Origin of the sequence: uncultured Polaribacter sp., from assembly GCF_947497695.1 — a bacterium.
In the GTDB taxonomy this organism is placed as follows: domain Bacteria; phylum Bacteroidota; class Bacteroidia; order Flavobacteriales; family Flavobacteriaceae; genus Polaribacter.
Map to the genome: position 1 here is coordinate 449,273 of NZ_CANMHM010000002.1, position 16,114 is coordinate 465,386.

Genomic DNA, 16,114 nt, shown 5'->3' on the forward strand with positions numbered 1-16,114 from the left:
GTAAAACTTTACTTTGTCACTTCTCTAAAAAGGGTTTCTAAATTTTTATTTTGAGTATTTAAACTTAAAATTTTTATACCATTTTCTTGTGCAAAATCAAATACAATTGGACGCATATCTTTTTCAGTTTCGAAATTGATATACCAACTATTGTTGTCTGTATTTTTAAACGAAACTACGTTTGCCAATTTACCTAAAACCTGCTCTTTAACCTTAACATTAAAAGTAACTTTTATAGTTTGCTGATTGTTATTTTTAAGTTCCGTTAACTTTTCATAAACCAAAAGAGTACCTTTTTTAATAATGATTACTCGATCACAAACAGCTTCTACTTCTTGCATAATATGTGTAGAAAATAATACCGTTTTGTCTTTACCTAATTCTTTAATCAATTCTCTAATTTCTACTAATTGATTAGGATCTAAACCTGTGGTTGGTTCATCTAAAATTAAAACTGTAGGATTGTGTAAAATTGCAGCTGCCAAACCAACTCTTTGTTGGTATCCTTTAGATAATTGATTTATTTTTTTGTGTGCTTCTGCATTTAAACCTACTTTATCAATACAAAGTTCAATCTGATTTTTAGCAACCTTAAAAATAGATGCTTGAAATTGTAAATACTCTCTAACATACATATCAGTATATAAAGGGTTGTGTTCTGGTAAATAACCGATGGTTTTTTGTGCTTCTAATGGGTTTTGTAAAACATCAATCTCATCAACAAAAACCTGTCCTTCATTTGGTTTGATAAATCCTGTTAAAATTTTCATCATAGTTGATTTTCCTGCTCCATTTGGACCTAAAAAACCTATAATTTGCCCTTTATCCGCAGAAAAAGAAATTGCTTTTAATGCTTGTTGATTTTTATAAAACTTAGAAACAGATTTTACTTTTATTGACATTTAGTGAATGTTTTTGGGTTTCATTTTTTTTATTAAGCTAATAATTAATAGTTTGATATCTTGTTTCCTTTAAAACTAATTTCTAGATACATAATTTATGAAACTAAATTTACTCAAACTAATATTTATGCTTTTAGATAAACGATAAAAATATAATTTTAGTCTGTTTTATTTATTAATTTCAACCTGATATTTCTAATATTTTTCATTCGTTTCCAGGTATTTAAATGACGTTGTTTATACAACCATAAAGTACCTAAATCTAGTAAAAAATAAAATAAACTAATACCACTTGGAGGATTATGACTTGGTAAAAAAGGAATTACATTCCAAGCAGTTGAAGGCCACCACCAACATTTATATGTAGTCCCAATAATTTCTAACACTGCAACAGAAATATACATGGTTAGATAAAAAAGACGCTCTTTGGGTTTATTTCTTAGAATAAAAAGGGTAGCAATAGTCATCACAAAACCAAAAATATCATTCTTAAAAACTAAAAAAGCAGCTGCATAAATAAAAATAAAAATTGCAAAAGTTTTCTCTAATTTTATATGCTGTTTTTTTATAGCAGCAGCCTTTGAAAAACACAAAACTGCTATATAAACAAAAGCATGCCCAAAGGGAATATACAAGGGTACATTTGCTAATCTGTAGGTGTACATTCCTAAAAAAACAGAGAACAAATATTCTCCAAAAAAGCCAATTAAAACTGCCCCTAACATTTGTTCTTTTAGTCTTTTTGTAACTTTAAAAAAAGTAATTACAAAAACAAAAAGCATGAGTGCATTTGCATAAAACTGTGCATTTTTAGTAATAGCTACCATAAAATAACTGTCTAAAAATAAACCTACTATAAAAAACAAATAGAGTAAACCCAATGTTTTATAAGTAGTGTAAATAGTAGATTTAGATGCAAATAAACTCATTTGGTAAAAATAAACATTGTTACTAAAAAATAGAACAATAAATTGAACCATTTTAATTTTAGTTTGTTTATCTGATATTAAATTAATAATACTAATCTCTAATTCTAATCTTCACTTAATTTTTTTTATCCTAAAAAAAATGCTTTTAGAATGTTAGCTATATGCTATGATTTTTATTTAAACAATCTATCTGATTAATCTTAGAAAATAGAATAAATTTTTGCTTATAACGAAACAAACAATTTAAATAATAAGTAAGCTCTTAATACTTTTCTATTTATTATTTTTAGTACATTAGCATACCTCATTAATACTTTAAGAATTTAAAATATGCACGTAGCAATTGCAGGAAATATTGGCGCTGGCAAAACCACACTAACACAATTATTAGCAAAACATTATAAATGGAAACCTCATTATGAGTCTGTTGATGAAAATCCGTATTTAGATGATTTTTATACTGAAATGGAACGCTGGTCGTTTAATCTTCAAATATATTTTTTAAATAGTAGATTTCGTCAAATATTAGAATTAAAAGAATCTGCTAAAAAAGTTATTCAGGATAGAACCATTTATGAAGATGCTCATATTTTTGCACCTAATTTACATGCCATGGGTCTAATGACCAATAGAGATTATACCAATTATACTTCTTTATTTGAATTAATGGAAAACTTAGTAACGCCACCAGATATACTAATTTACTTACGTGCAGATATTTCTACTTTAGTAAATCAGATTCAAAAACGTGGTAGAGATTATGAAAACTCTATCAGCATCGATTATTTAAATAGATTAAATGAGCGTTATGAAGCTTGGATTTCTACTTATACTAAAGGAAAACTATTAATAATTAATGTGAATAATTTAGATTTTGTTGAAAACCAAGAAGATTTAGGAACTGTAATAGATAAAATTGACGCCGAAATAAATGGACTTTTTTAGTTAAAAAAAGTAACAATCTTTGCAGATAAAAATTAATCCATTACTGTTTAATCTATTCAATTAAAAACTGTAAAATAATTTATAGAATTAGTATTCTAATACAAAATCATCTTTAATAGATAAATACAATCCCATGATCTTTAAGAATCGATGGGATTTTTTATGACAAAGAAATACATACTAGCAGTTTAACTTTATCATATCTAATTTCAGTTAAAAATAGGAATATCTTACTGAGCTTGTATAAGAACATACAAACATGTATCAGAAAGTCTTAGACAAGATTAGACTGACAAAAACGTTACTGAAATTGTACTAGTTTAAAATCAAAAAAATAAAGACTTTAAATGATTAAATTGATCTAAAAACCTTATCAATTAATTCTCATCAAAAGAAAAAAAAGAATCATTTCCTTTTGATTAAATGATAGGTTTCTGTTATTAGTTTCGAACTTTAAAAATAAGTGATTTACTAATTAAATATATTGCGAAGTCAGCAATTAAATAATTTCGAACATATTTTAACGGGTAGTTTTATACTTATTTTAATTTAAAATTTGAGTAAATAAAAAAACAGGATTCAACTACTTATGCAGTCTAATCCTGTTTTATATTTAAAATATCAGTAGTTAGTTACTAAAGATTATTTATTAATTACTAGTTTTCAAATGTAAATTTGATGATTAATAATTAATATATTCATCACTAATTTGTTCTGGGTTTAAAACCACAAACTCAGTACGTCTGTTTAATTGGTGCTCAGATTCAGAACATTTAACACCGTTAGAACAACGATTCACTAACTCAGTTTCACCATAACCTCTACCTGTAATTCTAGAAGCACTAATTCCTCTCATAATTAACCATTCTCTAGTAGATGTTGCTCTTCTGTCAGACAAACTCCAGTTATAATCATCAGAAGCTCTACTATCTGTATGAGAACCTAATTCAATATTAATACCTGGGTATCTATTCATGACTCTTACAACTCTTTCTAATTCAATTGCTGCATCTGGTCTAATGTAAGATTTATCTAAATCAAAATAAATCATATCAAGATCTATCATCACTTTTCTTCTATTGTTTGTATTAGTAGTAACAAAATCTCCTCTTACTGGGTTTAAGTTTAATCCTAAGTTTAATTTTAAATCTAACTCTGCTGTAGTCATAAAAGTAGCAGAATCAATTTCATATCCTGGCTTACTACCTACTACTTTGTAAGCTGTTTCACAATCTACAGGAAAAGAAAATGTTGCATAAGCATCTGCAAAAACAGATTCTAAAAGTACACCACTAGCATTGAATAAATCTACTTTTGCACCAGGTAATAGTTTGTTTGTACCCAATTCTCTTACAACACCATTTGCTATTTGAGAACAGTCTAGATTTGCTTTTGCCTTCTTTTTGTCTGGAGATTTAAAATAGTAAATATCATCATCTCCTTTTCCACCATCACGATTAGAAGAGAAATGACCTTCATTTTTACCTGTGTAAAACACTAAATTAAAATCATCTTTAACAGAGTTTATTGGATGACCTAAATTTTTTGGTGTTGCATTACTTGCTAAATCTGAAATATCTACTTTATAAATATCTAAACCACCTTTTCCTCTTCTTCCATCTGAAGAAAAGTATAAAACGTCATTTTCATCTACAAAAGGAAACATTTCTTTTTCAAAAGTATTCACGCTAGAACCTAAATTTTGAGGAGTACCATAACTACCATCATCATTTATATCTACTACAAAAATATCTGTTTCACCTAAAGAACCTGGCATATCAGAAGTAAAATATAACTTCGTTTCATCTTTATTTAATGCAGGATGACCTGTTTGATACTCTTTACTATTAAAAGGCATCTCTTTAATGTCTGTCCACTCTCCATTATCACCAATAGTAGCTCTGTAAAGTTGAATTAAATTTGTTCCTTTTTTACTAGCTGTATACTTCTTTTTTAAATAATTATTTCTTGAAAAATAAACAGTTTTTAAATCTTTTGTAAAAGCTACATTAGATTCATGATACTTAGTATTTAGAGTACTTGAAAAAGGTTTTGCATTATTAATTTCACCATCTTCATCAAGTATACCTTCATACAAATCTAAAAAAGGCTGTCGATTGTCTTTCCAAACCTTTGCTGGAGCTCCTTTTTCTTTTCTACTTGATGCAAAAATAGCTTGATTATCACCAAAGTAAGATACACCAAAGTCAGAATTCTCTGTATTTACAGCAATATTTTTTATTGTGTAATTTTCCATTTCTTGTGCTGAAACTAAACTAGCACATAAGACTAATAATATAAGGGTAATTTTTCTCATCTTTATCTGTTTTTATTTTAAAAGAATCTAGGACTCTTCAATTGTTTTTTTGTGAAATCAAATAACAACATTATTTCATGACTACCTGTATTAAATTCTCCAAAAGGAGTAATTGTATGATCATAAGCATAACCAACTCTAAAGTTTTTATTTACTTGAAAACCAAGCATTCCACTTACAGAATCATCTAATCTGTGAGATAGTCCTATTTCAAATTTCTCATTAATTAAGAAATTACCATTAATATCTACAGATAGAGGTGCACCTGCAACTCCTTTTAACATTGTTGATGGTTTAAACTTTAAATTATCTGTTAAATCAAAAACATAACCAGATGTTACAAAGAAATGTGTGTTTTCTGAAGCAGTACTTACTAAGCTTTTATCTAAATGCCTTGTTTCTAAAAAGTTTGGTGCAGAAGCCCCAAAGTAAAATTTATCTGTATAATAATAAATACCCGCTCCAACATTTGGTGTAACTTCATTTACAGGAACGTTTAAAGGATCTAAAATAGGATTTACCATTATAGTTACTGTTGCTTTATCGCAAAAACCACTTAAATCACAAATTTCATATTCAATGGTATCTGTACCATTGTAATTTGTATTTGGTGTGTACACAATAAAATCATCTGATGGATTATTTGGTGTACCTCCTTCATTTACAAAAGCTGTTCCGTTTGTTGGGGCAATTGTAATTGTCATTGGTATTGTTGTTGATGGTCCATCTGTACCAAAACTGTCATTACCAATAACAGCAATGTTATTATTATTACTATCTTCATCCACAACGTTTATTGGATCATCAATTGCAAATAATGATGTTTTTGTAAAAGTACGTCTTGCTACTCTGTTACCTGTAATATTAATACCAGGATCAGAAACACTCATAATAGCTTCAAACCCGTTTAAAGTTTCTGCTTGGGTAGAGTTTTGTATAACAGATATAGGAAAAAGTATATCTCCAAAACCATCAGCTGGAATCATAGCGTTTTGCGTAAACGTTAATATATTATTAGCAACATTATAATTTGCAGAGAAATAATTTAATAAAGTACCTGATATACTAGTTACATCATCTGAAGTTAGTTTAATTCGCTGAAAATTTACAGAAATTGTAACATTTGCAACACCTGGTGCAGACTGAGCAGGTATTTCTAAACCACCTGATTCTATAAACCTAAATCCTGCATCTCCATCTTTTATGCCTACAACGCTATTTTCTATAGCATTTAAAGGTGCTGTAATCATAGGATCAGCAAGCCCTACCGATTGTGCATTTACAAAAAGCACTGCACCTAAAAAAAACACTAATAACCCGAGCTTTTTCATATTATACATTTTAAAATTTTCCATCATTAATCTTTAATTAATACCATCAATTCTTTTATTACTTTTTAGCATACTATAAAAGATGTTGCTAAATAATTTAAGAATTTATTGTGTTTATAAAAATGAGCTATTTGAGGCAGAGAAGTTTAATTAAGTTTAAATTTTAAAATAACATTAGTTATTAAAAGAATCAAAAGAAACCTTAATTAAACTCCGCTTTTTTACCTCACTATTAATAGCTATCTCTTTTAATTATTACTATTATTACTAAAGTTGATATATTCTATATCATCATTGTTTGATATATTAATTTCATCTCCAGAGAAATATTTTATAGTTACTTTTAGAGGGAATGTTCCTGCAGTATTTGGAGCTGGGTTGTATGTAGCATTGATTCCTAAAAACTTAGCTGTATTTGCCATAAAAATACCTCCATTACCTATGTATGTAAATTTGTGTAATGCAGGGTGTGACCCATCATAAACCCATTCACTGTTTTGAACTAGCTCACCATTAAAAGTTGTTAAAGTATTATCAAAGCTAATTTGTAATTCATCATTTTTAAGAATTCTTAATTCTACATCATTACTACCTGATTCATCTGCATTGTCATACTCACCTACTAATACTCTAAAATCAATGTTCCCTGATGCTCCAATTACAGTAGTATTCCCAGAGAATAATGTCGGAGAAAAATCTGGTATTGGTGCTGGTGTAACATTTATTGTTACCATTGCTGTATCACAGTTACCTGCAGCATCACATACTGTGTAATTAAATGTATCTACTCCTATAAAATCTAAATTAGGTACATAAGTTACCACATCATCACTAGGGTTGTTTGGTGTATTATTTGGATCTGTAATTACTACAGTTCCATTTGGTGGATTTGATGATATAATTGTTCCGTTTGTTGGTACATCATTGTCATTTGTAAATACATCTACAACTAACGGAATATCCTCAATAGTAGTTCTTACATCATCTACTACATCTACAATAGGGTTGATTGTAATGTTTACAGTAGCTGTATCACAATCTCCTGTAGAATCACATATTTGGTATACAAAACTATCTAATCCATTATAGTTGGCATTAGGTGTATACACAATTGTATCATCTGTTGGGTCATTTGGTGTTCCTCCATTATTTACTACTGCTGTTCCATTTGCTGGTGCACTTGTAACTGTAATTGCACTTGCAGATGGTCCATCAGGTCCAAAAGTATCATTTGTTAATACTGTAACTATTACACTTGCATCTTCATTAACAGTTGCAGGATCATTCGTTGCTACTGGTAAATCGTTATCTGGTGTTACCGTTACATTTACAGTTGCTGTATCACACACACCATTAAAAGTACATATTTGATATACAAAACTGTCTGGCCCACTATAATCAGGATTTGGTGTATAATCTACAGTATCATCTGTTGGGTCATTTGGTGTTCCTCCATCATTTACAACTGCAATACCATTTGTTGGTGGTGTTGTAACATTTATTGGTCCGTTTGATGGTGTATCAGGTCCAAAATCATCATTTGTTAATACAGGTATGTTTACCGTTTCATCTTCATCTACAGTTGCAGGATCATTATTTGCAACAGGAGCGTCATCTACTGGATTAATCGTTAACATTACAGTTGCTAATGCACAATCTCCGTTAGAATCACAAATTTGATAAATAATACTATCTGGTCCGTTGTAATTTAGATTTGGTGTATAGTCAATTGTATCATCAGTAGGATCAATTGGTGTTCCTCCATTATTAATTACTGCTGTACCATTTGTTGGTGCAGTAATAATCATTACTGGTGAAAAAGATGGTCCATCTCCATTAAAGTTATCGTTTGCTAATATTATGATGTTATTCAATCCACTATCTTCATTAATAGTTACTGGATCATCATTTGCTTCAGGAACCTCATTTACAGGTGTTACTGTAACATTCACAGTTGCTGTATCACACACACCAGTTGCTGTACATATTTGATATGTAAAACTATCTGGCCCACTATAATTAGGGTTTGGTGTATAATCTACAGTATCATCTGTTGGATCATTTGGTGTTCCTCCATCATTTACAACTGCTGTTCCATTTGTTGGTGGAGTTGTAATTGTAATTGGTCCATTTGATGGTCCATCAGGTCCAAAAGTATCATTTGTTAATACTGTTACATTTATTGGTGTGTCTTCATTTACTGTTACAGGATCATTGTTTGCAATAGGATCATCATTTACTGGTGCTACTGAAACATTTACAGTTGCAGTATCACAATCTCCATTAGCATCACAAATTTGGTAGACAAAACTGTCTGGTCCATTGTAATTAGCATTTGGTGTATATACTACTGTATCATCTGTTGGGTCATTTGCTGTTCCTCCATTATTTACTACTGCAATTCCATTTGCTGGTGCACTTGTAACGGTAATTGTTCCTGTAGATGGTCCATCGCCTCCAAAACTATCATTTGTTAATACAAGTACATTTACACTTGCATCTTCATTTACACTTGCAGGATCATTTTGTGCTACTGGCACATCATTCATTGGTGTTACTGTTACATTTACTGTTGCAGTATCACAAACGCCATTTATAGTACATATTTGGTATGTAAAACTATCTGGACCATTATAATCTGGGTTTGGTGTATACACTACAGTATCATCTGTTGGGTCATTTGGTGTACCTCCATCATTTACAACTGCTGTACCATTGGTTGGTGGAGTTGTAACTGTTATTGGTCCATTTGATGGTCCATCAGGTCCAAAAGTATCATTTGTTAATACAGGTACAATAATAAAATTATCTTCATTTACTGTTACTGGATCGTTGTTTGCAATAGGATTATCATTTACTGGAGTTACTGAAACATTTACAGTTGCAGTATCACAATCTCCATTTGCATCACATATTTGGTATACAAAACTGTCTGGTCCATTGTAATTAGCAGTTGGTGTGTAAACTACTGTATCATCTGTTGGGTCATTTGGTGTTCCTCCATTGTTTACTACTGCAGTACCATTTGCTGGTGCAGATGTAACAGTAATAGCTCCTGTAGAAGGTCCATCGCCTCCAAAAGTATCATTATTTAATACGGTTACAGTTACTGATTGGTCTTCTAAAACACTTGCTGGATCTGTATTTGCCACAGGTAAAGTATTTACTGGCACTACTGTTACGTTTACAGTTGCAGTATCACAATCTGCATTTGAATCACATATTTGATATACAAAACTATCTGGCCCATTGTAATTACCTGTTGGTGTATACACTACAGTATCATCTGTTGGGTCATTTGGTGTTCCTCCATTATTTACTACTGCTGTACCATTGGTTGGTGCAGTTGTAATTGTAATGGTTCCTGTTGATGGTCCATCGCCTCCAAATGTATCATTTGCTAATACTGGTACATTTACTGTAGCACCTTCATTTACACTTGCTGGATCTGTATTTGCTAATGGTAAATCGTTTACAGAAATTACAGTTACATCAACTGTTGCTGTATCACAATCTCCATCTGCATCACAGATTTGATATGTAATACTATCTGGTCCGTTATAATTTGGATTTGGTATATAAGTAATTGTATCATCTGTAGGATCATTTGGTGTTCCTCCATTATTTACTACTGCAGTTCCGTTAGTTGGTGCAGTTGTAACTGTAATTACTCCTGTTGATGGTCCATCGCCTCCAAAAGTATCATTTGCTAATACTGGCACGGTGATAACACTATCTTCATTTACATCTACTGGATCTGTATTTGCAGTTGGAAAATCATCTACTGGTGTAACAGTCATATTTACTGTTGCAGTATCACACAATCCATCTGTATTACAGATTTGATATACAAAACTATCTGGTCCATTATAATCTGGATTTGGTGTATAATCAATCGTATCATCTGTTGGATCGTTTGGTGTTCCTCCATCATCTACTACTGCAGTACCATTGGTTGGTGCAGTTGTAATTGTAATAGGTCCTACTGCTGGTAAGCCTGAACCAAAAGTATCATTTGTTAATACAGGAACATTTACAGTACCATCTTCTGGCACAGTTGCTGGGTCTGTATTTGCAACAGGTGGAGTCGTTGTATCTGCTACAGTAATATTTACTGTTGCTGTAGCACAATCTCCATTAGCATCACATATTTGGTATACTAAACTATCTGGTCCATCGTAATTTGAATTTGGTGTATATGTTACACTATCATCTGTAGGATCATTTGGTGTTCCTCCGTTATTTACTACTGCTGTTCCATTTGTTGGTGCAGTTGTAATTGTAATCATTCCTGTTGATGGTCCATCGCCTCCAAAATCATCGTTAGTTAAAACTACAATGTTATTATTAGCACTATCTTCATTAATTGTTGCTGGATCATTAACTGCTGTTGGTAAATCGTTAACAGAAATTACTGTTAAAGGTATGGTTGCTGTATCACAATCTCCATCAACATCACATATTTGGTATGTAATACTATCTGGTCCATTATAATCTGCATTTGGAGTAAAATCAATTGAATCATCTGTAGGGTCATTTGGTGTTCCTCCATCATTTACTACTGCAGTACCATTAGTTGGTGTAACTGTAATAGTAATTGTTCCTGTTGATGGTCCATCGCCACCAAAACTATCATTTGTTAATACAGGAATATTAGTAAGTCCACTATCTTCTAAAACACTTGTTGGATCTGTAGCTGCTAAAGGGAAATCATCTTCTGGTGTTACTGTTACATTTACTGTTGCAGTTTCACAATCTCCATCAACATCACATATTTGATACACAAAACTATCTGGTCCATTATAATTAGCATTTGGTGTATAATCAATAGTATCATCAGTTGGGTCATTTGGTGTTCCTCCGTCATTTACAACAGCTGTACCATTTGTTGGTGCAGTAGGTATTGTAATTGTACCTGTAGATGGTCCATCGCCACCAAAACTGTCATTTGTTAATACAGTTACATTTACTGTTCCGTCTTCTAAAACAGTTGCTGGATCTGCATTTGCAGTTGGAAAGTCATCTACTGAGTTTACAGTAACATTTACTGTTGCAGTGTCACAATCTCCATCTAAATCACATATTTGGTATACAAAACTATCTGCTCCAAAATAATTTGCATTTGGCGTATATACAATTGTATCATCTGTAGGATCACTTGGTGTTCCTCCATTATTTACTACAGCTGTACCATTTGATGGTGCAGATGTAACTGTAATTGCTGATGTTGATGGTCCATCGCCACCAAAAGTATCGTTTGTTAAAACTAATACAGTTACAGAAGCGTCTTCATTTACAGTTGCTGGGTCGTTAGTTGCTAAAGGTAAATCATTTACTGGTGTTACTGTAACATTTACAGTTGCAGTATCACAATCTCCATTTGCATCACATATTTGATATACAATAGTATCTGGTCCATTATAATTACCATTTGGTGTAAAATCAATTGAATCGTCTGTTGGATCATTTGGTGTACCTCCATTATTTACTACTGCTGTTCCATTAGTTGGTGCAACTGTAATTGTAATGGTTCCTGTTGATGGTCCATCTCCACCAAAACTATCATTTGTTAGTACTGGAAAGTTAGTAAGTCCACTATCTTCATTTACATTTAAAGGGTCGTTGTTTGCTACTGGATTATCATTAACTTGAATTACATTTATAGCTACTGTTGCAGTATCACAATCTCCATCAGCATCACATATTTGATATATAAGACTATCTGGTCCATTATAGTTACCAGTTGGTGTGTAAGTTATACTATCATCTGTTGGGTCATTTGGTGTCCCTCCATTATTTATACTAGCAATACCATTAGATGGTCCACTTGTAATTGTAATCGTTCCTGTAGAAGGTCCATCGCCACCAAAATCATCATTTGTTAATACTACAAGGTTATTATTTACACTATCCTCATTAACATTAATTGTTGGGTCATTGTTTGCTGTTGGAAAATCATCTACAGAAATTACATTCATTGTAACAGTTGCAGTATCACAATCTCCATTAGCATCACATATTTGGTATACAAAACTATCTGGTCCATTATAATTTGCATTCGGTATATAATTGATAGTATCGTCTGTTGGGTCATTTGGTGTCCCTCCGTTATTTACTACTGCTGAACCATTGCTAGCTGCAGAAGTAATTGAGATTGCACCTGTAGAAGGTCCATCGCCTCCAAAACTATCATTTGTTAAAACGGCAACATTTGTAGTACCATCTTCACTTACATTATTAACTGGATCATTAGTTGCTACTGGAAAATCGTTTACTGGAGTTATAACAACATTTACTGTTGCTGTAACACAATCTCCATTAGAATCACATATTTGATATACAAAGCTATCGTTTCCGTTATAATTTGCATTTGGTGTATAGTCTATTGTATCGTCTGTTGGGTCATTTGGTGTCCCTCCATTATTTACTACTGCTGTACCATTGCTAGCTGCAGTTGTAACTGAAATTACTCCTGTTGATGGCCCATCGCCTCCAAAACTATCATTTGTTAAAACAGTAACATTTACTGTTTGGTCTTCTAAAACAGTTGCTGGATCGTTAACTGCTGTTGGAAGATCATTTACTGGGGCTACAACTACATTTACAGTTGCTGTATCACAATCTCCATTGATATCACAAATTTGGTATACAAAACTATCTGTACCATTAAAATTTGCAGTTGGTGTATAATCAATCGTATCATCTGTAGGATCATTTGGTGTTCCACCAATATTTACTACTGCTGTACCATTACTAGCTGCAGAAGTAATTGTAATTGCTGATGTTGATGGCCCATCAAATCCAAAAGTATCATTTGTTAATACTAATACATTAATGGTATCATCTTCATCTACATTTGCTGGATCATCAACAGCAATTGGTAATGAATTTGTATAAGTAAATACTGCTGCATTACCTTGTGCATTTGTATTTGCATCAGTTGCATTAATATTAGCATTTAAACCATTAAAAGAATCTCCTTGAACTGAATTTTGTATAACTGTTATTGGAAAACTAACAGCTGCAGATGCATCACCAGGTATTATAGCGTTTTGAGTAAACGTCATAATATTAGTACCTGCGTTATATGCTACAGAAAAATAATTTAAAAGTGTACCTGTTATTCCATTAATGTCTGCTCCAGTTAAGTTAATATACTGTAAGTTAACACTAATTGTAACGTTGGGTATTCCTGGAAAAGATTCTACAGGAACAGCTACTCCAGATGATTCTGCGAATGTAAAACCAGCTACCCCAGTTCCATTGTTTTCTACAGCTGCCAAAGGCGCTGGATTGATGGTTGCTTGTGGCAAAGATACTGATTGAGAATTCACAGTAAAAATGGCAAAGAGCAACGCCAGTAATAGTATGCTTTTTTTCATAATTTAGGTATTAATTGATAATTGTTTAAATGTGTAAAAATTGTACTCGTCTTAATAATTTTATTGTATGATATGTTTAAAGAGTACAAAAAGCAAATACACTATTTTACTTTTTGTACTTTTTAATTCTTAATTAAATTTAGTTTCCTCCGTTATTGTTATATTCTATATAATCAATATCATCATTGTTATTAATGTTGGTTTCTCCTCCAGAAAAGTACCTTATTGTTACTTTTAATGGGAATGATCCTTGTGTATTTGATGTAGGACTATATACTGCATTTATTCCTATAAATCCTGCAGTTAGTGCTTGGAATATACCTCCATTACCTACATATGTAAACTTGTGTAAAGAAGGATGTGTACCATCATAAACCCAGTCTGAATTTGATACCGGTAAACCGTTTAAGATTGTAAGGGTATCGTCATAAGAAATAGCCAATTCAGTATTTTTTATAATTCTTAACTCTACACTACTAATCCCATCTGAATTAGCATTTAAATACTCCCCAATTAACACTCTAAAGTCAACTGTTCCTGAATTACCAATAACTGTTGTGTTACCTGTAAAAATTGTTGGACTAAAATCTGGAATAGGATTCGCTGTAATAGTAATATTAACAACAGCTGTATCACAATCTCCATCTGAATCACATATTTGGTATGTAATACTATCTGAACCATTTTGACCTATTGTTGGTGTATAATCTATGGTATCATCTGTTGGATCATTTGGCGTTCCTCCATTATTTACTGTTGCTATACCTTTTGTTGGTGCTACTGTTATTGTAATCGCTGAACTTGATGCTCCATCACCTCCAAAAGTATCGTTAGATAATACTGTAATATTAACTAAACTACTGTTTTCAGCAACTGTTAAAGGATCATTTACTGCTGTTGGCACATCATTTACTGGATCTACAGTAATTGTTACTATAGCTGTATCACAATCTCCATCAGCATCACATATTTGGTATGTAATACTATCAGTACCATTATAATCCATTGTTGGTGTATACGTTAATGTATCATCTGTAGGATTATTTGGTGTTCCTCCATTATTTACAACTGCAATACCATTAGATGGTCCACTTGTAATAGTAATGGTTCCTGTGGATGGACCATCGCCTCCAAAAGTATCATTACCTAAGACTACAATGTTATTATTAGTACTGTCCTCATCAACATTATTTGTTGGATCATTTACTGCTACAGGAACTTGATTTACTGACGTTACAGTCATCGTAACCGTTGCAGTATCACAATTTTGAGGCACTAAATTATCACATACTGTATATGTAAATGAATCTGGTCCATTATAATTTGGATTTGGTGTATATGTTATAACATCATCACTTGGATCATTTGGTGTTCCATTAGGATCTGTTATAACAACTGTTCCGTTTGTTGGATTAGATGCTACGATTGTTCCATTTGTAGGAATATCGTTATCATTTCCAAAAACAGGTACAATTATTGAAACGTTCTCTGGCGTGGTTGCTGTATCGTTTGTAACATCTACAATTGGTGCTACTGTTATCGTTGCAACTGCTGTATCACAATCTCCTGTAGAATCACATATTTGGTATGTAAAACTATCAGTTCCATTATAATTTGCATTTGGTGTATAATCAACTGTATCATCTGTTGGATCATTTGGTGTTCCTCCATTATTTACTACTGCGATACCATTTGTTGGCGCCACTGTAATTGTAATTGCTCCTGTTGATGGACCGTCTAATCCAAATGTATCATTCGTTAATACTGCAATGTTTATCGTATCATCTTCATTAACATTATTTACAGGATCATTCACTGCAGTTGGTAATGGTGATGCTGTAATAGAAATATTTACTACTGCTGTATCACAATCTCCATTTGAATCACAGATTTGATACGTAATACTATCTAATCCATTAGCTCCTGGTGTTGGTGTATAATCTATTGTATCATCTGTTGGATCATTTGGTGTTCCTCCATTATTTACTACTGCGACACCATTAGATGGTCCACTTGTAATTGTAATGGTTCCTGTAGATGGACCATCGCCTCCAAAAGTATCATTAACTAACACTGTAATGTTATTAAGACCACTATCTTGTGCCACTGTTAAAGGATCATTTACTGCTGTTGGCAAGTCATTTACCGATGTTACTGTTAAAACAACTGTTGCTGTATCACAATCACCATCTGCATCACAAATTTGGTATGTAATACTATCTGGTCCGTTATAATTTGCATTTGGTGTATAATCTATTGTATCATCTGTTGGATCATTTGGTGTTCCTCCATTATTTACTACTGCAAT

The 16,114-nt window shown here is 32.0% G+C and carries 7 protein-coding genes; 1 reads left to right on the forward strand and 6 read right to left on the reverse strand.

Annotation, left to right across the window (positions count from 1 at the left end; all coding sequences use genetic code 11):
• Window positions 1–8 precede the first annotated feature (8 nt).
• Both gldA and Q0731_RS04275 read right to left on the reverse strand, forming a co-directional pair.
• Entirely contained in the window at window positions 9–902 is an 894-nt protein-coding gene (gene gldA, locus Q0731_RS04270; protein WP_299060336.1) for a gliding motility-associated ABC transporter ATP-binding subunit GldA, read from the reverse strand.
• Window positions 903–1,060: 158 nt separating this feature from the next.
• Window positions 1,061–1,831, reverse strand: a complete 771-nt coding sequence (locus tag Q0731_RS04275) for a hypothetical protein (protein ID WP_299060339.1) — start codon at window positions 1,829–1,831, stop codon at window positions 1,061–1,063.
• 330 nt (window positions 1,832–2,161) lie between these two features.
• On the opposite strand from Q0731_RS04275, the gene Q0731_RS04280 reads away from it, so the two are divergent.
• Window positions 2,162–2,776 carry a deoxynucleoside kinase gene (locus Q0731_RS04280; protein ID WP_299060342.1) on the forward strand — a complete coding sequence of 205 codons (615 nt, stop codon included), beginning with the start codon at window positions 2,162–2,164 and terminating at the stop codon, window positions 2,774–2,776.
• Window positions 2,777–3,458: 682 nt separating this feature from the next.
• On the opposite strand, the gene Q0731_RS04285 is transcribed toward Q0731_RS04280, so the two are convergent.
• The 4 genes from Q0731_RS04285 to Q0731_RS04300 form a co-directional block, all read right to left on the reverse strand.
• On the reverse strand, window positions 3,459–5,093 hold the full coding sequence (locus Q0731_RS04285; RefSeq protein ID WP_299060344.1) for an OmpA family protein: 1,635 nt from the start codon (window positions 5,091–5,093) through the stop codon (window positions 3,459–3,461).
• 17 nt (window positions 5,094–5,110) lie between these two features.
• A complete protein-coding gene (locus Q0731_RS04290; protein ID WP_299060347.1) occupies window positions 5,111–6,424 on the reverse strand; it encodes a PorP/SprF family type IX secretion system membrane protein in 1,314 nt (437 codons plus the stop codon).
• A 248-nt stretch (window positions 6,425–6,672) separates the two neighbouring features.
• A complete protein-coding gene (locus tag Q0731_RS04295) occupies window positions 6,673–13,806 on the reverse strand; it encodes an Ig-like domain-containing protein (RefSeq protein ID WP_299060350.1) in 7,134 nt (2,377 codons plus the stop codon).
• Window positions 13,807–13,945: 139 nt separating this feature from the next.
• Window positions 13,946–16,114 (reverse strand): Ig-like domain-containing protein (locus Q0731_RS04300; RefSeq protein WP_299060353.1); only part of this gene is annotated, 2,169 nt, incomplete at its 5' end.

Bases quoted from the DNA above. Each gene is read 5' to 3' on its own strand.
- gldA (WP_299060336.1), bottom strand. From the start codon at position 902: ATGTCAATAAAAGTAAAATCTGTTTCTAAGTTTTATAAAAATCAACAA.
- Q0731_RS04275 (WP_299060339.1), bottom strand. From the start codon at position 1,831: ATGAGTTTATTTGCATCTAAATCTACTATTTACACTACTTATAAAACA.
- Q0731_RS04280 (WP_299060342.1), top strand. From the start codon at position 2,162: ATGCACGTAGCAATTGCAGGAAATATTGGCGCTGGCAAAACCACACTA.
- Q0731_RS04285 (WP_299060344.1), bottom strand. From the start codon at position 5,093: ATGAGAAAAATTACCCTTATATTATTAGTCTTATGTGCTAGTTTAGTT.
- Q0731_RS04290 (WP_299060347.1), bottom strand. From the start codon at position 6,424: ATGAAAAAGCTCGGGTTATTAGTGTTTTTTTTAGGTGCAGTGCTTTTT.
- Q0731_RS04295 (WP_299060350.1), bottom strand. From the start codon at position 13,806: ATGAAAAAAAGCATACTATTACTGGCGTTGCTCTTTGCCATTTTTACT.